The sequence below is a fragment of the Nocardiopsis codii genome, from assembly GCF_036327455.1.
Lineage (GTDB): Bacteria > Actinomycetota > Actinomycetes > Streptosporangiales > Streptosporangiaceae > Nocardiopsis > Nocardiopsis codii.
In genome coordinates this window covers 1-19,292 of the sequence record NZ_JAUZMY010000006.1, presented here as the reverse complement: position 1 = coordinate 19,292, position 19,292 = coordinate 1, and the positions used below count along the sequence as shown (strand labels likewise).

Genomic DNA, 19,292 nt, shown 5'->3' with positions numbered 1-19,292 from the left:
CATGGATCTGACCGACACCGGGGCGGTCGTCACCGGCGCGGGCAACGGCATCGGCGCGGCGATCGCCCGTCGGCTGGCCGGGGCCGGTGCACGCGTGGTCGTCAACGACCTCGACGCGGGGGCCGCCGAGGCCGTGGCCGCCGAGATCGGCGGGGTCGCGGTTCCGGGCGACGCCGCGAGCGAGGCGGGAGTCACCGCGCTCATCGCCGAGGCCGGCGCCCATCTGGGCGCCATCGACCTGTACGCGGCCAACGCCGGGGTGGGGGTGGGCGGCGGCCCGGAGGCCGCCGAGCAGGACTGGGACCTGGCCTGGCAGGTCAACGTGATGGCGCACGTGCGCGCCGCACGGGAGCTGGTGCCCGGTTGGCTGGAGCGGGGAAGCGGCCGCTTCCTGTCCACCGTGTCCGCGGCCGGACTGCTCACGATGCTGGGCAGCGCACCGTACTCGGTGACCAAGCACGCCGCCCTGTCCTTCAGCGAGTGGCTGTCCGCCACCTACGGGGACCGCGGGATCACCGTCCAGTGCATCTGCCCGCTCGGCGTGCGCACGAACCTGCTGGAGTCCTCCGGGGACACCGGCAGGGCCATCCTGGCGGCCGACGCGATCACCCCGGAGGAGGTCGCGGACGCGGTGATGGCCGGTCTGGCCGACGGGCGGTTCCTGATCCTTCCGCACCCCCAGGTCGCCGACTACTACGCGGCCAGGGCCGAGGACACCGACCGCTGGCTGACGGGGATGCGCCGCCTCCAGGCCAAGGTCTTCGAGGGGGACGACGCATGAGCGACGCGAACCCCGGGCTCCCCGGGCTCGACCTGGACCGGCTGCGCGCACACCTGGACGGCAGCCTGCCCGGCCTGCTCTCCGGCCCGCTGCGCGGGAGGGTGGTCGCGGGAGGCAAGTCCAACCTGACGTACGCGGTCTCCGACGGGACCGGCGACTGGATCGTGCGCCGCCCCCCGCTCGGACACGTCCTGGCGACCGCGCACGACATGTCCCGCGAGTACCGGGTGATGACCGGGCTCCGGGACACCGCCGTCCCGGTCCCCCGCACCCACGTCCTGTGCGAGGACCCCGAGGTGCTGGGGGCGCCGTTCTACGTCATGGAGTACGTGGAGGGCACGCCCTTCCGGACCCGGGACGAGATCGCCCCCCTGGGCCCGGGCACCGCCCGCAGGGTGGCCGAGGAGCTGATCGCCACCCTCGGCGAACTGCACGCGGTGGTGCCCGAGGAGGTCGGGCTGGGCGGCTTCGGCCGCCCGGAGGGCTTCCTGGAGCGCCAGGTGCGCCGGTGGCGCAAACAGCTGGACGCCTCGCGCAGCCGGGACATCCCGGGGATCGACGAGCTGCACGGGAGGCTCGCCGCGACCCTGCCCGAGCAGTCCGCGCCCGCGATCGTGCACGGCGACTACAGGCTGGACAACGTGCTGGCCGCACCGGACGGCCGCATCAACGCGGTGCTGGACTGGGAGATGGCCACGCTCGGCGACCCGCTCGTGGACCTGGGCCTGCTGCTCGTCTACCAGCAGCAGCCCGTGGGGAGCGGCGGGGTCCCCGCGACGTCCGCGGAGGGGTTCCCCCCGCCGGAGGAGCTGGTGGCGATGTACGCCGCCACGACCGGCCGCGACGTGTCCCGGCTCGGCTGGTACGTGGCCCTGGGCTGCTTCAAGCTCGCCGTCATCGCCGAGGGCATCCACTTCCGTCACGGCAGGGGACTGACCGTCGGCACGGGCTTCGACCGGATCGGCGACGTGGTCGCCCCTCTGGTGGAGCGCGCCCACACCATGCTCAAGGAGGACTGATGGACTTCGCCTACGACGAGGAGACCGAGGAGCTTCGCCAGAGGCTGCTGGCCTTCATGGACGAGCACGTCCACCCGGCCGAGGCCGTGCTGGAGGAACAGCTCGCCGCGCGCGGCGACCGCTGGTCGACCGCCCCGGTGGTGCGCGAGCTCCAGGCCGAGGCCCGGGAGCGGGGGCTGTGGAACCTGTTCCTGGCCGGGCACCCGGAGCACGGCGGGCTCACCAACCTCCGGTACGCGCCGCTGGCCGAGATCACCGGCCGCAGCCCGAGGCTGGCGCCCATCGCGCTCAACTGCGCGGCGCCCGACACCGGGAACATGGAGGTGCTGACGATGTTCGGCACCCCCGAGCAGAAGAAGCGGTGGCTGGAGCCCCTGCTGGCCGCGGACATCCGTTCGGCGTTCGCGATGACCGAGCCCGCCGTGGCCTCCTCCGACGCCACCAACATCACCACCAGCATCGTCCGCGAGGGCGACGAGTACGTCGTCAACGGACGCAAGTGGTTCATCACCGGGGCGCTCAACCCCGAGTGCGCCGTCTTCATCGTGATGGGCAAGACCGATCCCGACGCGGACCGGCACCGCCAGCAGAGCATGGTGCTGGTGCCGCGCGGCACCCCCGGGCTGACGGTCCGGCGCGGCATGTCGGTGTACGGCTTCGACGACAGCGACCACGGCGGCCACGCGGAGGTGCTGTTCGAGGACGTCCGGGTGCCCGCCGAGAACCTCGTCGGCGGCGAGGGAGAGGGGTTCGCCATCGCCCAGGCCCGGCTGGGCCCCGGGCGCATCCACCACTGCATGCGGCTCATCGGCATGGCCGAGCGGGCCCTGGAGCTGACCTGCCGGCGCGTGCTGGACCGGGTGGCGTTCGGGAGCCCCCTGGCCGAGCAGGGCGTGGTCCGGGAGTGGATCGCCGAGGCGCGCGTGGCCATCGAGCAGCTGCGGCTGCTGGTGCTCAAGACCGCGTACCTGATGGACACCGTCGGCAACCGCGGCGCCCACACGGAGATCCAGGCGATCAAGATCGCCACCCCGCGCACGGTCGAGTGGATCATGGACAAGGCGATCCAGGCGCACGGCGCCGCCGGGGTCAGCCAGGACCTGCCGCTGGCCGGGTGGATGGCGGGCGTGCGGTCCCTGCGGCTGGCCGACGGCCCCGACGAGGTGCACCTGCGCTCCCTGGGCCGGGCCGAACTGCGCAAGTACCGCTAGAGCCGGTCTCCCCTCCGGGCCCCGCAGGGGCGGGGACGGAGCGCAGGTCCGGGACCGGACAGGCCCGGCAGGAGGGGCCGGGGGATGCTCCCCGGCCCCTCCCCGCGTCTCAGGCCCCGGTGCGCAGACCCGCCACGAGCAGGTCGGCGAAGTGGCGGCCGACGTCCTCGCCGGTCAGCGGACCTCCCGGGCGGTACCAGGTGCTCAGGTGGTGGACCGAGCCGAAGAAGTAGTTGACCACCAGGTCCGCCGAGACGTCGGCGCGGAAGACGCCCTCGCTCTGCCCCTGGGCCACCATGTCGCGGAAGATCTCGTGGTATCCGCGCCGTTCGGCGCGCACCGCCCGCTGCTTCTCCTCGCTGAGCTGGTGCATGGAGCGGAAGAAGATGACGGTGTCGTCCAGGTTGGCGACGCTGGTGACGATGACGTCGGCGGCGGCCGCGTGGACGCGTTCGACCACCGGCGCCTCGCGCTCGGCGATCCGGACCAGGTGCTCGGTCTGCATGCGCAGGACCCGGGCGTAGATCTCGTAGAGCAGGTCGTCCTTGGACCCGAAGTAGTGGTACATCGCGCCCTTGGTGACGCCCGCGGCGACGACGACCTCCTGGACGGACGTCCCCTCGTAGCCGCGGTCGGCGAACAGCCTGGTCGCCGCCCCGAGCAGCCGTTCGGGGACGGACCTGCCCCCCGTACCCGGGTCGACCGCCTGCTGTGCTCTCACCATGTCCTGCCTCACCTCGTGCCCCCGCCGTCCCGAGGACGCCGATCGGGACAGCATACCGACCGGCTGGTACCCGTCGCACACACCGAGGAACCGCATGTCCGGCAGCGGGGGGCTCAGACCGCGACCACGTCCACGGTACGGCCGTCGGGGTCGGTGAGGGTGTGGCGGCCGGGCTCCAACGGCGGCATGGCGAGGCGGGCTTCGACGGTGAACCCCAGGCGGACCGCGCCCGTGGAGCGCTCGGCCGTCGCCGGGTAGATCTCGAACACCGCGCCCTCGGCCAGGACGGCCGCGTGGTGCACGGCGCCCCGGCCGTGCTGCTCACGGACGAAGCCCAGGCCGAGCGCGGCGTAGAACGCACGGCACTCCTCCGCGCGGTCGCTGTAGATCACCACGAGGGTGGCCCTGGGCGTGGCCACCGGCCCCGCCTGCCGTGCCGGTCCCGGGGCTGCCGCACCGGCGCCCAGCGGCGGCACCGCGGACGATCCCCCCTCCAGGAACTCGCGTGCGCGGGCGTACTTGGCGCGCAGGCGTTCCGCCTGCTCGGCGGGCAGCGCCGCCAGGCGGCCCTCGTCGGAGTTGTGGCGGTTGTCGGCGAGCTTCACCAGCCTCCCCAGGGGGTCGGCCGCGGCCCTGCGCACCATGTCCCCGTAGGACTCCCCCGGTCTGCGGCTCACCGACTCCACCGCCCGGACGACCGCCTCCGGACAGCCCCGCCCGCGCAGGTCGTCGGCGGTGATCGGGGTGTCCTCCAGGACGTCGTGCAGCACCCCCGCCATCTGGGCGTGCGGTCCGTGGGGGGCGAGCAGATCGCGGACCGCGAACACGTGCTCGCTGTAGGGGCGCCCCGCTCTGTCGACCTGCCCGGCGTGGGCGGACCACGCCAGGCGCGAGGCCTGGTCCAGCGTCATCTCCACGGTGTACGCCCCCTGTCCCGTCGGCCTTGCCACCGACCTGACGGTACCCCCGCGAGGGGCCGCCGACCAGACCCGTCCCCGTGCCCGCCCCGCGACGCGGCGGGACCCGGCGCCCCCGCGGGGGCGCCCGACGGGCGCGGACCGGCCCGGGCCCCGTCAGGACGGCGTGTAGTTCCGCTCGTACTCCGCGGTCGGCGGGACGGGGGTGATCACGTCGACGAGGACCCCGGAGGGGTCGGCGACGATGAAGTGCCGCTGCCCGAAGTCCTCGGTGCGGATCTCCAGCTCGGGGCGCAGTCCGCCGCGCACGACGAGGCGCTCCCACTCGGCGTCCACGTCCGCCACCTCGACATTGAGCAGCAGTCCCTGGACGGGTCTGCGGTAGCCCTCGGGGAGGGTGGGGTGGCGGTGGTCGAGCAGCGCCAGTTCCCGGTCGGGCGGGCCGGGTCGGCGCAGGCTGACGTACCAGTCGGCCGCGAAGGTCTCCTCGAAGCCGAACAGGTCCACGTAGAAGTCCCGTGACTCCTGGATCCGGGTGGTGCCGATGACCGGGTAGAAACCGCTGATCTCCATGACTCCCCTTTTCACATACCGATGGTATGTGGGGTAGGCTATTCACGTACCGTCGGTATGTCAAACAGGTGGGAGGCACATGTCCGCGGAGACCGGGCGCAGGGCCGGACAGCGCGAGCGCACCAGGAGGGCCCTCCTGCGCGAGGGCCGCAGGCTGTTCGCCGAGCACGGGTACGGCGGCGTCGGCCTGAGCGGGATCGTGGAGGCCGCCGAAGTCACCAAGGGGGCCCTCTACCACCACTTCGAGGGCAAGCCCGACCTCTTCCGCGCCGTCCTGGAGGAGGTCCAGGGGGAGGTCGCCGACACCGTGGCGGGGGCGGCCGACGCACACGGGGACCCGTGGGACCGGCTGACCGCCGGGTGCCGGGCCTTCCTCGCCGCCGGTACCGCGCCGGACGTGCGGCGGATCATGCTGGTGGACGGGCCCGCCGTGCTCGGCTGGAGCGCCTGGCGGTCCCTGGACGAGGCCGGGTCCGCGCACCACCTCCATGAGGCGCTCACCGATCTCGTCGAGGCGGGGGTCCTGCACCCCCAGCCGGTGACGCCCCTGGCCCACCTGCTGTCCGGGGCCATGAACGAGGCCGCCCTGTGGCTGGCCGCGAGCGAGGACCCCGACGGCCTGGAGGACGTCTGGGCCGCGCTCTCGGGGATGCTGGAGTCACTGCGCACCAGGTGATCCCGACGGCGACCGGGGATTCCGGGCCACCTCCGGGCGCTATCGTGGCTCCCATGGCGGAGAGCACCGGGACGGCGGCGGACACGGACGGGGACGAGGAGTTCCGCGACGACTTCGTCCGCCGGTTCTCCGAGTACTGGCAGTCGCAGGGCCGCCCCAAGGCCGAGGGGCGCATCGTGGGCTACCTGCTCGTCGCCGACCGCGACGCGGTGAGCGCCGAGGAGATCGCCGACGGCGCCCGGGTCAGCCGGGGATCGGTGTCCCAGTCGGTGCGCCGCCTGCGGGAGATGGGCTTCGTCGAGCTGGTCGGGGACCCCCACCGCCGCTCACGGCTGGTCACCATGGACGAGGACGTGTGGGGCGGGTTCCTGCGCAACGAGCGCGCCTACCTGCGACGGCAGAAGGAGCTCGCCGCGTCCGCGCTGGACCGGCTCCCCTCCCTGAGCCCTCCCGCGCGCAACCGCCTGCGCAACATGCACGACTACATGAGCTGGCTGGACGACTACCACGACACCCTCCTGTCCCACTGGGAGGAGTACAAGGCCCAGCGGGACCGGGAGCCGTCGGACGGACGCCCCGCCTGAGGGGCACCGCCTCAGGAGCGCTCGTGCGGGATGACCAGTGGTGTCCGGGTGCGCGGATCGGGCACCACGTCGCACGGCAGCCCGAACACCTCCTCCACCAGGGCCGCGGTCACGACCTGCCCGGGTGCGCCGTCCGCGACCACGCTCCCCCTGTTCATGAGGACCAGACGGCTCGCGAACCGGGCCGCCTGGGCCAGGTCGTGCAGGACGGCGACGATCGTGCGCCCCTGGCGGTGCAGGTCGGCGAACAGCTCCAGCAGGTCGTACTGGTGCGCGATGTCCAGGAACGTGGTGGGCTCGTCCAGCAGCAGGACGCCGGTGTCCTGGGCCAGGACCATCGCCACCCACGCGCGCTGCCGCTGCCCCCCGGAGAGCGACCCGACCTGGGTGTCGGCCAGGTCGGCCAGCCCGGTGAGCTCCAGGGCCCGGGAGATCGCGGTCTCGTCGTCCGGGCTCCACTGGCGCACCAGCGTGTGGTGGGGGAAGCGCCCGCGCGCGGCCAGGGCGCGCACGGTGATGCCCTCCGGCGCGACCGGGCTCTGCGGCAGGAGCGCCATCTGGCGGGCGACCGCCTTGGCGCGCTGGCCCCGGATGTCGTTCCCGTTGAGGAGCACACGGCCCGACATCGGCTTGTTCACCCGGCCCAACGCCTTGAGCAGGGTCGACTTGCCGCACCCGTTGGGTCCGACGATGACGGTGAACTCACCCTCGGCCACGCCGAGGTCCAGGTCGCGCACGACCGGGTCGGCCCCGTACCCCAGGGTGAGGCCCTCAGCGGACAGCACCAGACTCACAGCACACCCTTTCGCCATTCACGAACCAGCAGGTAGCCCAGGTAGACGCCCCCGAGCCCCATGGTGAAGATCCCGACCGGCAGCCCGTCGCCGACCGGCGACTGCTGCACGGCCAGGTCGGCCGCCACCAGCAGGAGTGCGCCGACCATCGCGGACAGCACCAGGTTGGGGCCGGGGGCCCCGCTGAGCCTGCGGGCGATCTGCGGGGCGGTCAGGGACACGAACGCGATCGGGCCGGCGACGCTCACCGCCGCGGCGGAGAGCACCACCGACAGGACGACGGCGCCGATCCGGGTCCGGGCTGCGCTCGCACCGAGGGAGTCGGCCATCTCGTCGCCCATCTCGTTGACGGTGACGGGCCCCGCCAGCACCACCACGAAGGGCAGCGCCAGGAGCAGGACCAACCAGATGGTTCCGGCGTGCTCCCAGGCCCGGGCGCCCAGGCTGCCGTTGACGTAGGCGGACAGGACGCCGGCCTGGTCCCGGGCCATCACGGACACCACGAACTGGGTGAACGCCTGCGCCATCGCGGCCACACCGATCCCGGCGACGATGAGGCGCCCCGGATGGCGAAGCCCGGTCCCGGTCGCCGAGGCCACGACGGCCATGGCCAGGGCGGAGCCCGCGAGGGCGCCCACCGGTACCGGGACGACACCGGGCAGAACGAGGGCGGCGAAGGCGGCTCCCGCCCCGGCCCCCGCTCCGAGGCCGATGACGTCGGGGCTGCCCAGCGGGTTGCGGGTGACGGACTGGAAGAGCGCTCCCGCCAGGCCCAGGGCTGCTCCGGTGCCGACGGCGACGGTCAGCCGGGGGCCGCGCAGGCGTTCGAGGACGAACGTCTCGGTGGCCTCGCCCGCTCCCGCCACCACGGCGGGAAGGCGGGTGAGGGGGATGCCGAGCCGCCCCAGGGCGAGGGTGGCTGCCGCGGCGGCGGCCAGGAGCACCAGGAGAAGCACCGCCCACAGGACGGAGCGCGGGTGGACGGGCAGCGCGACCGGTCCGAGCCGGAGCACGGGCGGGGCGGCGCGGCGCGGCGGCAGCGGCCGACGCGTCCGGGTGGCGGACCGGGTCATGAGGCGCTCCGCATCTTCCGTACCGCGTACAGCAGGACGGGCGCGCCGACGAACGCCGTGACCACGCCGACCATCAGCTCGGTGGGCCGGACGATCGTGCGGCCGACGACGTCGGCGACCAGCAGCAGGGTGGGTCCGACCAGCAGGGCGAACGGTACCTGGACGCGGAAGTCCACACCGACCAGGGCCCGCACCACGTGGGGCACGGCCAGGCCCACGAAGGCGATGGGGCCGGCCGCCGCCGTGGCTCCGGCGGCGAGCACGGTGCCCGCGACCAGCCCCGCGGAGCGGATCCACAGGGTGTTCGCGCCGGTGGCGATCGCCGCCTCCTCCCCCAGCGCCAGGGCGTTGAGGCCCCCGGCGACGAGGAACGCCAGCAGGACGCCGACGCCGATGACGGGCAGCACGGACAGGAGGACGTCGTAGCCGCGCCCGCCCAGGGAGCCGACCACCCAGTAGCGGTAGCTGTCGAAGGTGTCGGGCATGCTCAGCGCCACCGCCTGGACGTAGGCGGTGAGCACGGCGGAGACCACCGCCCCGGCCAGGACGAGGCGGACCAGGCCGCCGTCCCCGCCCCTGCTCCCCACGGTGTACGCGGCCAGTCCGGCGACGAGCGCGCCCGGCAGCGCCCACCAGACCGTGCCCGTGACGGAGGTGGGTCCGAACAGCGCGGTGGCGGTGACCACCGCGGCGGCGGCGCCCGCGTTGACACCCAGCAGCCCGGGGTCCGCGAGGGGGTTGCGCGTGATGCCCTGCATGAGGGTGCCCGCCAGGGCGAGTGCCGCCCCGGCGACGATGCCGAGCAGGGTGCGCGGATAGCGGCTCTCCACCACGGTGGTGGTGAAGGAGTCGGCCCCGCCCGTCAGCACCTGCCACACCTCGACTGGCGAGGTGGGCTTGCTGCCCATGACGAGGCTGAGGAGGACCGCCCCGGCCAGGGCCGCGACGCCCGCGCCGAGCATGAGCACGGCGCGGGCGGGGCCCGTGCGGGACGGCGCCGTGAGTGTCTTCACGTTCGCCTTGCCAGTGGGGGTCAGCTGTCGGTGTTGGCCGCGGCCTCTTCGATCATGGGCACGTAGCGCTCGATGACCCAGGGGACGGTGAGCGGGTTGATGATCGAGGACGCGGTGACGAAGGAGGTGTCCTCGGCGGCGACCACGGCCCCGCGCTCGATGGCGGGGATGGCCCCGTAGAGGTCCTGCGCCTCGATCTCGGCGCGCGTCTCGTCGTCGGTGTAGAACGTGAAGATCAGGTCGCTGTCGGCCAGCTGGTCGGCGTTCTCCAGGCCGATGATGGCGGAGTCGGTGCCCTCGGTCTCGGGGAAGGTCTCGACGACGGGGTCGACGGTCAGGCCCAGGCCGCGCACCATCGCGACGCGCTGCTCGTCGGGGAGGAAGACGCCGAGCGTGCCGGGGCCGTCGGTGTAGACGTACGAGAAGCTGAGGTCGGCGAACTGCTCGTTGGCCGCCGCGGCCTCGGTGAACTGCCCCTCGATGTCCTCGACGAGGCCCTGGGCCTCCTCCGGCTGTCCGAGCGCCTCGCCGATGATCTCGATCTGCTGGTCCCAGTCGGTGCTCCAGGGCAGCTCGGGGTAGGCGACCGTGGGCGCGATGTCGCTCAGGATGTCGTACTGCTCCTGGGTGACGCCGGACCAGGGGGCGAGGATGACGTCGGGGGCCAGCTCGATGATCGCCTCGAAGTCGATGTCGTCGGCTCCGGTGAACTGCGCGGGCAGCTCCTCGCCGGACTCGGTGACGGCCTCGTGGATCCAGGGGAGGTACCCGGAGTCGTCGCTGCCCCACTCGTAGCTCTCGACGCCGACCGGCACGACGCCCAAGGCGATGGCGGTCTCGGCGGAGCCCTGGCCGAGGGTGACGACGCGCTCGGGCTGCTCGGGGATCTCCGCGGTGCCGAGGGCGCTCTCGATGCTGGCCGGGAACGTGCCGTCCGCCGTGCCGCCGCCGCTCTCGTCGGTGTTCTCCTCGGTGCCGCCGCAGGCAGTGAGGCCGAGGGCGAGGAGGGCGGTGAGTCCGATGCCGCTGGCGCGGTGGAAGGTGGAGGCCATGCTCACACTGCTTTCTTCGTCATGAGGGTGGCCGCGTCGTACCCGGCGGGCCTGTTCCGCGCAGGGGCTATCGACCCCGAGGGGAAGCACGGAGGACAAAACGGGAGAACCCCGACAGAACGAAGGTTAGTCTAACCTCACTTCAGGCGGATTTCAAAAATTCTGAACCCCGGGGGCGGGCTCCGCCCCAGGTCACGGAACGCGCCGGGCCGGTCGCGGTACCGGCACCGCGTGCGGCCTTCCGGCCCCGGCGCACCGCGGTGGCGGCCCGGGGCCGGAAGGCCGGTCGGTCAGGCCGTCCCCAGGTGGACCCTGGCCTCCCAGGGGCGCAGCGGCGCGAACGGCCCGGCCTCCTCCGGGTAGTTGCCGATCAGCCGTTCGGGGTCGCGTCCGGCGACCTTGGGGTCCAGGTCCAGCGGCACCGTCTCGGCGCTCCAGTTCACCAGCACCGTCAGCACCCTGTCGTCCAGGATCCGGGCGTAGGCGTACACGGCGGGGTCGTCCTCGGCCAGGGGCTCGAACCGGCCGTGCACGATGACCGGGTGCTCCTTGCGCAGCGCGATCAGGCGCCGGTAGTAGTGGAACACCGAGCCCTGGTCGGCGACGGCCGCCTCCGCGTTGATCTCGACGTGGTTGGGGTTGACCCCGATCCACGGCGTCCCGGTGGTGAACCCGGCGTTGGGCGAGGCGTCCCACTGCATGGGCGTGCGCGCGTTGTCCCGGCTCATCCGGGCGATACCAGCCATGGCGGTGTCCGGGTCCGCCTTCCCTGCCCCCACCGTGACGCGGTGGTGGTTGAGGGTCTCCACGTCCCGGTAGTCCGCGATGTCGGTGAGGTGGGCGTTGGTCATCCCCAACTCCTCGCCCTGGTAGACGTACGGCGTCCCCTTCATCATGTGCAGGGTCGTGGCCAGCGCCGTCGCCGACTCCACCCGGAACCGCTCGTCCCCGAAGCGCGACACCGCCCGGGGCTGGTCGTGGTTGTTCCAGTACAGGCTGTTCCAGCCGACCCCGCCCAGCCCCTCCTGCCAGCGGTTGAGCGAGCGCTTGAGATCGCGCAGGTCCAGGGGGCGCGGGTCGAACTTCCCGCCGGGCCCGTGGTCCAGGTCCACGTGCTCGAACTGGAACACCATGTCGAGCTCGCGGTTGGCGGGGTCGGTGTGCACGCGCGCCTGTTCCACTCCCACCCCGGGCATCTCGCCGACGGTGAGCACGTCCCGGCCCGCGAAGACCTCCCGGTGCATCTCGTGCAGGAACTCGTGCAGGCGGGGGCCGTTCACGGCGTACTCGGCGAAGGACCCGTGGTCGCCCACGAGGGGGCCGTCGGGCATCCGCCGGGTCTTGGAGACGAAGTTGATGACGTCCATGCGGAACCCGTCGGCACCCCGGTCCAGCCACCAGCGCGCCACGCCGTGGACGGCCTCGCGCACCCGGGGGTTCTCCCAGTTCAGGTCGGGCTGGCGGCGGGTGAACAGGTGCAGGTAGTACTCTCCGGTGGCCTCGTCCCGGGTCCAGGCGGGCCCGGAGAACGCCGACCCCCAGTTGTTGGGCGGCCCTCCGTCGCGTCCCGGCCTCCAGAGGTAGAAGTCGCGCTTGTCGGGATCGCCGGCGCGGGAGGCCGTGAACCACGGGTGCTCGTCGCTGGTGTGGTTGACGACCAGGTCCATCACCAGGCGCATCCCGCGCTCGTGCAGTCCGTCGCGCAGCCGGTCCCAGTCCTCCAGCGTGCCGAACCGGGGGTGGATGTCGCGGTAGTCGCTGATGTCGTACCCGTTGTCGTCCCACGGCGAGGGGTAGACGGGCGAGAGCCACACGACGTCGACGCCGAGCAGTTTCAGGTAGTCGAGCCTGTCGATGACACCGGGCAGGTCGCCGATCCCGTCGCCGTCGCTGTCGTTGAAGCTGCTCGGATAGATCTGGTAGACGACGCTGGACTTCCACCAGTCGGCGCTCTGCTCCAGGGGCATAGGGGTCCTCTCCTCCGCGGCCGCGTGTGAGCCAAGTTACTGGAGCGGAGCGAGGTGTGACAGGTTCCGGCCCTCGTCGCCCGACGACGCCACGCTTCCCGGCAACTGGTCTGGACCGGTAGTGTGGCGGACCGTCGGAGCGAGCGGGTCGCGGGCGGGAAGCGGGGGCCATGGGGCGCGGCGCACTGCCGGAACGGGTCGGACGCGTGTGGCGGGCGGGCGGGGACCGGCGCCTGTGGTCGCGGGACTTCTCCCTGTTCTTCTCGGCCCGCGTCGTCGCCAAGCTCGGCGACGGGATGCTGCCCGTCGCCCTGTCCGCCGGACTGATCGCCCACGGCCACGGGGCGGGTGGGATCGGCCTCGCGATGGCGTCCTTCTCGGCGTGCTTCGTGGGCTTCGTGATCTTCGGCGGGGTGCTGTCGGACCGGTGGGGCGCACGCCGGCTGATGGTCCTGGCCGACCTGGTGCGCGTCCTCACCCAGGGAACGGTGGCGGTCCTGTTCCTGACCGGGCACGTGGTGCTGTGGCAGATCTGCGCCATCGGCGCGGTGAACGGGATCGCCGCCGGAGCGTTCCAGCCGGGCGTCGCGTCGGTGGTGCCGCGGGTGTCCCGGGACGTGCACGGGGCCAACGCCGTCATCCGCACCGCCGAGGCCCTCGCCATGCTGCTGGGGCCGGCCGTGGCGGGGCTGCTCGTGGGGGTGTTCTCCGCCGCCGGCGTCCTCGCCGCGCACGCGGGGACCTACGCCGTCGGAGCCGTCCTACTGGGGCTCGTCCGGCTGCCCGGGACGGCCAGGCGGCGGGGCGAGGGTCCCGGCTACGTCGCCGACCTCGCGGAGGGATGGCGGGAGTTCCGCAGCCGCACCTGGATGTGGTCGGTGATCCTGCTGTGGATGGTGCTGATGGTGAGCATGTGGGGCCCGCAGGTCCCCCTGACCGCGGCGGAGATCATCCCCGGGCACGGCGCCGCGGCGTTCGGGCTCGTCAGTTCCACCCTGGGCGGCGGCACGGCCCTGGGCGGCCTGGTCGCGATGCGGGTACGGCCGCGGTTCCCGCTCAGGGCGGGCACGTTCGCCCTGTTCGGCGCGGGCGCGTTCTCGATGAGCGTGGGGGCGGGCCTTCCCGTGCCCGCGCTGGCCGCGGGGGCGGCGGTCAGCGGCGCGGTGATGGGCTTCTGGGGCGTCATGTGGAACACCAGCGTGCAGACCCAGACCCCCGGCCCGGTCCTGGGCCGGATCCACTCCTACGAGGTGGCGGGCTCCCTGGCGATGATGCCCGTCGGGCAGGCGCTGGCGGGACCGGCCGCCGAGCTCTTCGGCGCCCGGCCCATCCTGCTCACGGGCGGGGCCGCCACCCTCCTCGTGGGGCTCGCACTGCTGCTCGTGCGCCCCGTCCGCGACCTCCCCGCGGTCTCACCCCGCCCCTGACCCGGCGGCCGTGGCGGGCCCCTCCTTCCGAAGGAGACCGCCACCCGGCGCCGACCTGCAGGAACCCGGGCCCGGAGCCCGGATCCGCGTGTCCGCCCGGCCCTCTCGCCCGCCTACGCGGTGGCCGAATCCGCCCAAATAGTCTATATTTCCTACTGATTTAGTCGGGAGATGGTGCCGCGCACTCGCCGGCCACGACACCGCGCAACGAGAAAGGAGCCCCGATGGGCGCAGACCCGCTCCTGTCCGTCGACGGGGTGGCGATCGGGTACTCGGGCCCGGGCGGCCACGTACCGGCGGTCGCCGACGCCGGCTTCACCGTCGGCGACGGCGAGACCGTGATGCTGATCGGCCCCTCCGGCTGCGGGAAGTCCACGGTCCTCAAGGCCGTCGCCGGTTTCCTGACCCCCTCCGCCGGACGGATCGTCTTCGACGGCGCCGAGGTGCGGGGCCCCGGCCCCGACCGGGCCGTGGTCTTCCAGGAACTGGACCAGCTCTTCCCCTGGCGGACCGTCCTCGGCAACGTCGCCTACGCGCTGCGGGCGACCGGCACCCCGCGCGACGAGGCGCGCGTGCGCGCCACCGCGCAACTGGAGCTGATGGGCCTGGGGCACGCCCTGGACCGCCACCCGCACCAACTGTCGGGCGGCATGAAACAGAGGGTCGCCATCGCGCGGGCGTTCGCCCTGGAGCCCCGCATGCTGCTGATGGACGAGCCGTTCGGATCCCTGGACGCCCAGACCCGCGGCCGCCTCCAGAGGGAACTGGCCGGACTGGCCCGCCGCACCCGCGTGAGCATCCTGTTCGTCACCCACAGCATCGACGAGGCCGTCCTGCTGGGCGACCGGGTCGCGGTGCTGGGCGGGCGCCCCTCGACCGTCGTGGAGACCCTCGACGTCGCCGGCCTGGACCGCCCGGACACCGAGGAGTTCACGGCCGCGCGCCGCCGCCTGCGCGCCCTGCTCACCGACGACAAGGAGGAGGTCGGCCATGCCGTCATCGACTGAGACCACCGCGTCCGTACAGGCCCCCGACGGGACGGGCTCCGGTCGCCGGTACGCGGACGGCCCCTGGTCGAGGCTGCCCGTCGGCCTGCGGCGGGGCGTCCTGCTGGTGTCGCTGATCGGGTTGTGGCAGCTCTACGTGGTCGTCGCCGACGTCAGCCCGCTCGTCTTCGCGGGGCCCTGGGACGTCGCCGCCGCGTTCGCCGAGGGGTGGGGCGCCGGCGCCCTGGTCGGCCCCACGCTCACCACCCTGCGGATCCTGGGCCTGGGCATGCTCATCGGCACGGCGCTGGCCGTCGTGCTCACCGCCCTCGCGGTCGCCACACGGTTCGGCGACGACCTGCTGACGCTGCTCACCGCCATGGTCAACCCTCTGCCGTCGGTGGCGATCCTGCCCCTGGCCATGCTGTGGTTCGGCCTCAACGAGACCGCCCTGGTGTTCGTGGTGGCCAACGCGGTGCTGTGGCCGATGGCGGTGAACATCGGGATGGGCTTCCGCACCGTCCCGGCCACCACTCTCATGGTCGGCCGCAGCCTCGGCCTGCGCTCGTGGCGGCTGATCCGGGACGTGCACCTGCCCGCGGCGCTGCCGCACACCGTGGCGGGGGTCCGAACCGGTTGGGCGTTCGGCTGGCGCACCATCATCGCGGCCGAACTGGTCTTCGGTGTCGCCGGCGCCCAGGGGGGCCTCGGATTCTTCATCAACGAGGCCCGCTTCTACCTGGACATCCCGGACGTCTTCGCGGGCCTGGTCACCATCGCGCTGATCGGGATCGCACTGGACCTGCTGTTCACACTGCTGGAGCGGCGGACCGTCGTCCGCTGGGGCATGAAAGAGGGAGCCGCCCTGTGACCGCCATCCGTACACCGCGCACCCCCGGACGCCGCGACCTGTTCCGCGGCGGGCTCGGCCTGCTCGCGGGCGCCGCGGTCGTGGGCGCCGCCGGCTGCTCCGGCGGCTCCGGGAGCTCCGGAGCCGGTTCCGGCTCGGTGGCGATCGCCACCGGATACGGGCTCAGCTACGCGTCGCTGACCGTCGTCGAGGCGAGGGGGTGGCTGGCGGAGGCGCTGCCGGACCACACCGTCGAGTGGCAGGTGCTCAGCGGGGGCTCGGCCAGCCGGGACGGCATGCTCGCCGGCAGCCTCCAGGCGGGGACCGGAGGACTGGCCCCCTTCCTCCAGGCGCGCGACAGCGGCGTTCCCTGGAAGGTCGTCACCGGGCTGAACAACATGCCGCTCCGGATGGTCACCCTGGACGACCGCATCCGGAGCCTGGCCGACATCACCGACGCCGACCGCATCTCCTCGCCCCAGCCCGGGTCGATCCAGTCGATCGTGCTGGCGCACGCCGCCCGGGAGGAGTTCGACGACCCCGGCCGGTTCACCGACAACCTGGTGGCCATGCCCCACCCCGACGCGCTCCAGGCCCTGCTGAGCGGGCAGATCGCGGCGGCGGTCACCGCGCCGCCGTTCCAGTACCAGGCCGAGGCCGAGGGCGCGCGCGTCCTGCTGGACAGCTACGAGGTGTTCGGCGCCCCGCACGGCTTCAACGTGGTCACCGCGCTGGAGGACTACGCGGAGGAGAACCCCGACGTCATCGAGGCCCTGCACGCCTGCGTGGAGCGCGCCAACGGGCTGATCACCGACGACCCCGAGGAGGCGGCCCGCATCCTGTCCGAGGCCGAGGACGGGGCGGTCTCCGCGGAGGAGTACCTGGAGCACCTGGGCCGGGACGGCATCGAGTACACGACCGCGCCGCAGGGGTTGGAGAGGATCGGCGCGTTCATGGCCGAGATCGGCGCCATCGGCTCCGCCCCGGAGAGCTGGAGCGACCTGGTGTTCGACACCGTCGCGGGCGAGGACGGCAGTTGACCCGGCGCCCCGGGCGGGCCTCCCCCGGCCCGCGGCCACGCCGACCGGGTGCGGGGACGTGCCCGCGCCGGGCGTGCGCACGTCCGCGGTGCGCCGGGGGCCTGTCCACAGGGGTTCGGAGGTAGGTTGTTCAGCCCCCGGGGCCGGGCATACGGCAGGGGACGCGCAACGAAAGGGACCCCATGTGCCTCCACGGAACCGGTGAGACCGTCCGCGCCCGGAACGGCCTCACCGGCCCTGCGCCGGCCGGTCCGCCGACCGGGCCTCCCGCCCCCCGCCCGTGGCCCCGGGGCTTTCGCACGGTGGCCGACCTGAGCCACGTGATCTCGCCGACGATGCCCGGGTGGGACGACGTGAAGCCGCTCAGGGAGACGGTCTCCGAGGCCCCTCCCGAGGGCGAGTTCGGTCTCTACCTCCAGCAGTGGACGTTCGGCGAGCACACGGGCACGCACCTGGACGCGCCCGGGCACGTGATCGGCGGCGGCCGTCTGGTCCCCGACATCCGGCCGGAGGAGCTGGTCGCACCCGCCGCGGTCATCGACGTCAGGGCCCGTGCGGCCGAGGACCCGGACACGACCGTGACGGTCGACGACGTCCTGGCGTTCGAGCGGGTGCACGGAGAGATCCCCGCCGGGGCGGCGGTCCTGATGAACTCGGGGTGGAGCACCCGGTGGGAGCGGGGGGACGAGGCGGTGCGCGGGGTGGCGGCCGACGGTTCGTGGCACTTCCCCGGCTTCGGTCCTGAGGTGTGCGAGTTCCTGGTCTCCCGGAGGAGGATCGCCGGGGTGGGTGTCGACACCCTGAGCACCGACCCGGGGTGCTCGACGGACTTCGCCGCGCACGAGGTGGTGGGGCGCGCCGACCGCTGGGGGCTGGAGTCGCTGACCGGCCTGGACCGGCTCCCACCGAGCGGCGCGCTGCTCAGTGTCGGGGTCATGCCGGGGCTGGACGCCTCCGGCGGCCCGAGCCGGGTGCTGGCCCTGTGGTGACGGCGGCGGTGGGCGCCGCCCCTGGGACGGAGCTCCGCGCCCGCCGCGGGCGCCGCCCCTGACACACGCGGGCACGTGTCGGCGCGGCTCCGCGCCGACCCCTCAGCCGCCCCGGGGCCGCGGCACCCCGGTGCCCTCGGGGTGCCACTCCAGCAGCATGATGGTGGCGTCGTCGTTGAAACTGCCCCGCTGGTGGGCGTGGATGGCGTGGATGAGGCGCCGCAGGGTCTCGGGGGCGGGTTCGTCGGCGGAGGCCGCGCGGATGACGAAGTCCGCGAACTGTTCGAGGCCGAACATCTGCCCGTGGCTGTCGTGCGCCTCGGTCACCCCGTCGGTGTAGAGCAGCACCTGGTCGCCGGGCTCGAGCTGGACGCGGTGCACGGTGCGCGCCCCGGTGTCCGCCAGGACCCCGCCGAGGCCGAGGGGCACCTCCGGCTCGCGTTCCAGGGCTCCGGCCACCAGGCGGCGGTCCCGGATGAGCAGGGGCGTGGGATGGGCGCAGTTGGCCCAGGAGAACACGCCGGTGGCGAGCTCCAGGGTGGCGAAGACACCCGTGCAGAACCGTTCCGGCAGCCACGTGACCAGGGCCTTCTCCACGCTCGCGGTCAGCTCGGCGAGGTCGGCCCCGTTGCGCCTGGCTCCTCGGGCCCCGGCCATGGCCACCGACGCCGTCAGGCCGGAGGCCAGGTCGTGGCCCATCGCGTCGAGGATGACGGCGTGCAGGGTGTCCTTGGTGATCGAGTGGTCGAAGGCGTCGCCGCCGAGTTCGTAGGCGGGTTCGAGGACCGCGGTGGACACCCCCCGCGTGGTGCCGAGGGTGCGGGGTGGCAGGAAGGCGCGCAGCATCTCGGTGCGCAGCTGCACCGGACGGGTGCGGGTGTGGCGGACGTAGGTGTCGCTGTAGGCGCGTTTGGAGGTGACGATCAGCGCCAGCAGGGAGGCGAGCGTCTGGCAGCGGCGCAGGGTCGGCTCGTCCAGCGAGGGCGCCCTGACGTGCAGCACGCCCATGCGGTCGGCGCCGTCCCGCAGGGGCAGCCAGAGGCTCAGCTCGCCGCCGCTCCCCTCGTCCAGCCGCAGCGTGTCGGAGCGGTAGGCCTCCCCGGCCTCGGTGGAGTCGATGTCGAGCGAGGGTCCGCCGGTGAGGGGGACGAGGAGGTGCTGTTGGAGGTCGACCAGGTGGACGGTGATCCCCGCGAGCCCGATCGCCCGGCTGTAGCGGTCGGCGGACTCCAGGACCTCCATCGGCCCGCAGCCGTGCACGGACCTGACCAGCTCCTCGAACAGGAGCTCGCTGTCACTGATCGGGGCTCCGCCTCCCATGCGCCCACCTCCCCGGACAGTCTCACACCGGGAGACGCGCACCGGGCGGTGTCGGACGGCGTGTCCCGAGACGGACCCGTCCTCGCCCCGTGCGCCCGGGAGGGCGCGGAGCCGCTGTGATCAGGCCGAGCGGTCGCGGCGCTGCCGGTTCTTCCCGGTCCGGATGCGCGGCACGATCGTGGGGTTCACGTTGTCGATCACCGTCTCCCGACTGATGATCACCTGCCCCACATCCTCACGGGACGGCACCTCGTACATCACCGACAACAACACCTCCTCGATGATCGCCCGCAACC

General features: G+C 73.3%; 19 protein-coding genes and 1 pseudogene. 10 read left to right on the top strand and 10 right to left on the bottom strand.

Annotated features, from left to right (window positions below; genetic code table 11):
- The first annotated feature begins 1 nt into the window (after nt 1).
- From Q8791_RS07960 to Q8791_RS07950, 3 genes are read left to right on the top strand one after another with little or no spacing between them, the layout of a single operon-like run.
- Entirely contained in the window at nt 2–781 is a 780-nt protein-coding gene (locus tag Q8791_RS07960) for an SDR family oxidoreductase (RefSeq protein ID WP_330090956.1), read from the top strand.
- A complete protein-coding gene (locus Q8791_RS07955; protein ID WP_330090955.1) occupies nt 778–1,800 on the top strand; it encodes a phosphotransferase family protein in 1,023 nt (340 codons plus the stop codon). The genes Q8791_RS07960 and Q8791_RS07955 overlap by 4 nt, the downstream gene beginning before the upstream one ends.
- Complete coding sequence (locus Q8791_RS07950) at nt 1,800–3,011, top strand: acyl-CoA dehydrogenase family protein (RefSeq protein ID WP_330090954.1); 1,212 nt, start codon at nt 1,800–1,802, stop codon at nt 3,009–3,011. The genes Q8791_RS07955 and Q8791_RS07950 overlap by 1 nt, the downstream gene beginning before the upstream one ends.
- Nucleotides 3,012–3,120: 109 nt before the next feature.
- Here the strand turns inward: Q8791_RS07950 and Q8791_RS07945 are convergent, their stop codons facing one another.
- From Q8791_RS07945 to Q8791_RS07935, 3 genes are all read right to left on the bottom strand, one after another.
- Nucleotides 3,121–3,735, bottom strand: a complete 615-nt coding sequence (locus tag Q8791_RS07945; RefSeq protein ID WP_330090953.1) for a TetR/AcrR family transcriptional regulator — start codon at nt 3,733–3,735, stop codon at nt 3,121–3,123.
- 113 nt (nt 3,736–3,848) lie between these two features.
- Nucleotides 3,849–4,685, bottom strand: a complete 837-nt coding sequence (locus Q8791_RS07940) for a VOC family protein (protein ID WP_330090952.1) — start codon at nt 4,683–4,685, stop codon at nt 3,849–3,851.
- A gap of 123 nt (nt 4,686–4,808) precedes the next feature.
- On the bottom strand, nt 4,809–5,225 hold the full coding sequence (locus tag Q8791_RS07935) for a VOC family protein (protein WP_330090951.1): 417 nt from the start codon (nt 5,223–5,225) through the stop codon (nt 4,809–4,811).
- A 79-nt stretch (nt 5,226–5,304) separates the two neighbouring features.
- Between Q8791_RS07935 and Q8791_RS07930 the strand changes: the two genes are divergently transcribed.
- Both Q8791_RS07930 and Q8791_RS07925 read left to right on the top strand, forming a co-directional pair.
- The gene (locus Q8791_RS07930; RefSeq protein ID WP_330090950.1) at nt 5,305–5,901 is read left to right on the top strand and encodes a TetR/AcrR family transcriptional regulator; all 597 of its coding nucleotides are present in this window, start codon (nt 5,305–5,307) and stop codon (nt 5,899–5,901) included.
- 53 nt (nt 5,902–5,954) lie between these two features.
- Complete coding sequence (locus Q8791_RS07925; RefSeq protein WP_330090949.1) at nt 5,955–6,485, top strand: GbsR/MarR family transcriptional regulator; 531 nt, start codon at nt 5,955–5,957, stop codon at nt 6,483–6,485.
- Between the two features lie 11 nt (nt 6,486–6,496).
- Here Q8791_RS07925 and Q8791_RS07920 read toward each other — a convergent pair whose 3' ends face one another.
- The 5 genes from Q8791_RS07920 to Q8791_RS07900 form a co-directional block, all read right to left on the bottom strand.
- A complete protein-coding gene (locus Q8791_RS07920; protein ID WP_330090948.1) occupies nt 6,497–7,279 on the bottom strand; it encodes an ABC transporter ATP-binding protein in 783 nt (260 codons plus the stop codon).
- Nucleotides 7,276–8,352 carry a FecCD family ABC transporter permease gene (locus Q8791_RS07915; RefSeq protein WP_330090947.1) on the bottom strand — a complete coding sequence of 359 codons (1,077 nt, stop codon included), beginning with the start codon at nt 8,350–8,352 and terminating at the stop codon, nt 7,276–7,278. Before Q8791_RS07915 ends, Q8791_RS07920 begins: the two co-directional genes overlap by 4 nt.
- Complete coding sequence (locus Q8791_RS07910; protein ID WP_330091119.1) at nt 8,349–9,314, bottom strand: FecCD family ABC transporter permease; 966 nt, start codon at nt 9,312–9,314, stop codon at nt 8,349–8,351. Before Q8791_RS07910 ends, Q8791_RS07915 begins: the two co-directional genes overlap by 4 nt.
- A 71-nt stretch (nt 9,315–9,385) precedes the next feature.
- Nucleotides 9,386–10,417 (bottom strand): iron-siderophore ABC transporter substrate-binding protein, encoded by a 1,032-nt coding sequence (locus Q8791_RS07905; RefSeq protein ID WP_330091118.1) that lies wholly within the window; start codon nt 10,415–10,417, stop codon nt 9,386–9,388.
- Between the two features lie 290 nt (nt 10,418–10,707).
- Nucleotides 10,708–12,384 (bottom strand): glycoside hydrolase family 13 protein, encoded by a 1,677-nt coding sequence (locus Q8791_RS07900; protein ID WP_330090946.1) that lies wholly within the window; start codon nt 12,382–12,384, stop codon nt 10,708–10,710.
- A gap of 170 nt (nt 12,385–12,554) precedes the next feature.
- On the opposite strand from Q8791_RS07900, the gene Q8791_RS07895 reads away from it, so the two are divergent.
- The 5 genes from Q8791_RS07895 to Q8791_RS07875 all read left to right on the top strand — a co-directional run bounded on the left by Q8791_RS07895 (nt 12,555) and on the right by Q8791_RS07875 (nt 17,676).
- Nucleotides 12,555–13,811 (top strand): MFS transporter, encoded by a 1,257-nt coding sequence (locus tag Q8791_RS07895; RefSeq protein WP_330090945.1) that lies wholly within the window; start codon nt 12,555–12,557, stop codon nt 13,809–13,811.
- A gap of 224 nt (nt 13,812–14,035) precedes the next feature.
- Nucleotides 14,036–14,818, top strand: coding sequence for an ABC transporter ATP-binding protein (locus Q8791_RS07890; protein WP_330090944.1), 783 nt, complete (start codon nt 14,036–14,038; stop codon nt 14,816–14,818).
- Nucleotides 14,802–15,668: an ABC transporter permease gene (locus tag Q8791_RS07885; RefSeq protein ID WP_330090943.1), complete on the top strand. Its 867-nt coding sequence runs from the start codon at nt 14,802–14,804 to the stop codon at nt 15,666–15,668. The genes Q8791_RS07890 and Q8791_RS07885 overlap by 17 nt, the downstream gene beginning before the upstream one ends.
- Nucleotides 15,665–16,687 (top strand): ABC transporter substrate-binding protein, encoded by a 1,023-nt coding sequence (locus Q8791_RS07880; protein WP_330090942.1) that lies wholly within the window; start codon nt 15,665–15,667, stop codon nt 16,685–16,687. Before Q8791_RS07885 ends, Q8791_RS07880 begins: the two co-directional genes overlap by 4 nt.
- A gap of 182 nt (nt 16,688–16,869) precedes the next feature.
- Nucleotides 16,870–17,676, top strand: a complete 807-nt coding sequence (locus Q8791_RS07875) for a cyclase family protein (protein ID WP_330090941.1) — start codon at nt 16,870–16,872, stop codon at nt 17,674–17,676.
- 102 nt (nt 17,677–17,778) lie between these two features.
- Here Q8791_RS07875 and Q8791_RS07870 read toward each other — a convergent pair whose 3' ends face one another.
- On the bottom strand, nt 17,779–18,996 hold the full coding sequence (locus Q8791_RS07870) for a PP2C family protein-serine/threonine phosphatase (protein WP_330090940.1): 1,218 nt from the start codon (nt 18,994–18,996) through the stop codon (nt 17,779–17,781).
- Between the two features lie 120 nt (nt 18,997–19,116).
- Nucleotides 19,117–19,292, bottom strand: a pseudogene (locus Q8791_RS07865) (ATP-dependent Clp protease ATP-binding subunit ClpX); the annotation flags it as partial.

Coding starts and splice junctions, on each gene's coding strand:
- Q8791_RS07875 (WP_330090941.1), top strand. CDS start 16,870: ATGTGCCTCCACGGAACCGGTGAGACCGTCCGCGCCCGGAACGGCCTC.
- Q8791_RS07885 (WP_330090943.1), top strand. CDS start 14,802: ATGCCGTCATCGACTGAGACCACCGCGTCCGTACAGGCCCCCGACGGG.
- Q8791_RS07905 (WP_330091118.1), bottom strand. CDS start 10,417: ATGGCCTCCACCTTCCACCGCGCCAGCGGCATCGGACTCACCGCCCTC.
- Q8791_RS07960 (WP_330090956.1), top strand. CDS start 2: ATGGATCTGACCGACACCGGGGCGGTCGTCACCGGCGCGGGCAACGGC.
- Q8791_RS07930 (WP_330090950.1), top strand. CDS start 5,305: ATGTCCGCGGAGACCGGGCGCAGGGCCGGACAGCGCGAGCGCACCAGG.
- Q8791_RS07945 (WP_330090953.1), bottom strand. CDS start 3,735: ATGGTGAGAGCACAGCAGGCGGTCGACCCGGGTACGGGGGGCAGGTCC.
- Q8791_RS07935 (WP_330090951.1), bottom strand. CDS start 5,225: ATGGAGATCAGCGGTTTCTACCCGGTCATCGGCACCACCCGGATCCAG.
- Q8791_RS07900 (WP_330090946.1), bottom strand. CDS start 12,384: ATGCCCCTGGAGCAGAGCGCCGACTGGTGGAAGTCCAGCGTCGTCTAC.
- Q8791_RS07925 (WP_330090949.1), top strand. CDS start 5,955: ATGGCGGAGAGCACCGGGACGGCGGCGGACACGGACGGGGACGAGGAG.
- Q8791_RS07890 (WP_330090944.1), top strand. CDS start 14,036: ATGGGCGCAGACCCGCTCCTGTCCGTCGACGGGGTGGCGATCGGGTAC.
- Q8791_RS07950 (WP_330090954.1), top strand. CDS start 1,800: ATGGACTTCGCCTACGACGAGGAGACCGAGGAGCTTCGCCAGAGGCTG.
- Q8791_RS07915 (WP_330090947.1), bottom strand. CDS start 8,352: ATGACCCGGTCCGCCACCCGGACGCGTCGGCCGCTGCCGCCGCGCCGC.
- Q8791_RS07895 (WP_330090945.1), top strand. CDS start 12,555: ATGGGGCGCGGCGCACTGCCGGAACGGGTCGGACGCGTGTGGCGGGCG.
- Q8791_RS07955 (WP_330090955.1), top strand. CDS start 778: ATGAGCGACGCGAACCCCGGGCTCCCCGGGCTCGACCTGGACCGGCTG.
- Q8791_RS07910 (WP_330091119.1), bottom strand. CDS start 9,314: ATGCTCGGCGCGGGCGTCGCGGCCCTGGCCGGGGCGGTCCTCCTCAGC.
- Q8791_RS07870 (WP_330090940.1), bottom strand. CDS start 18,996: ATGGGAGGCGGAGCCCCGATCAGTGACAGCGAGCTCCTGTTCGAGGAG.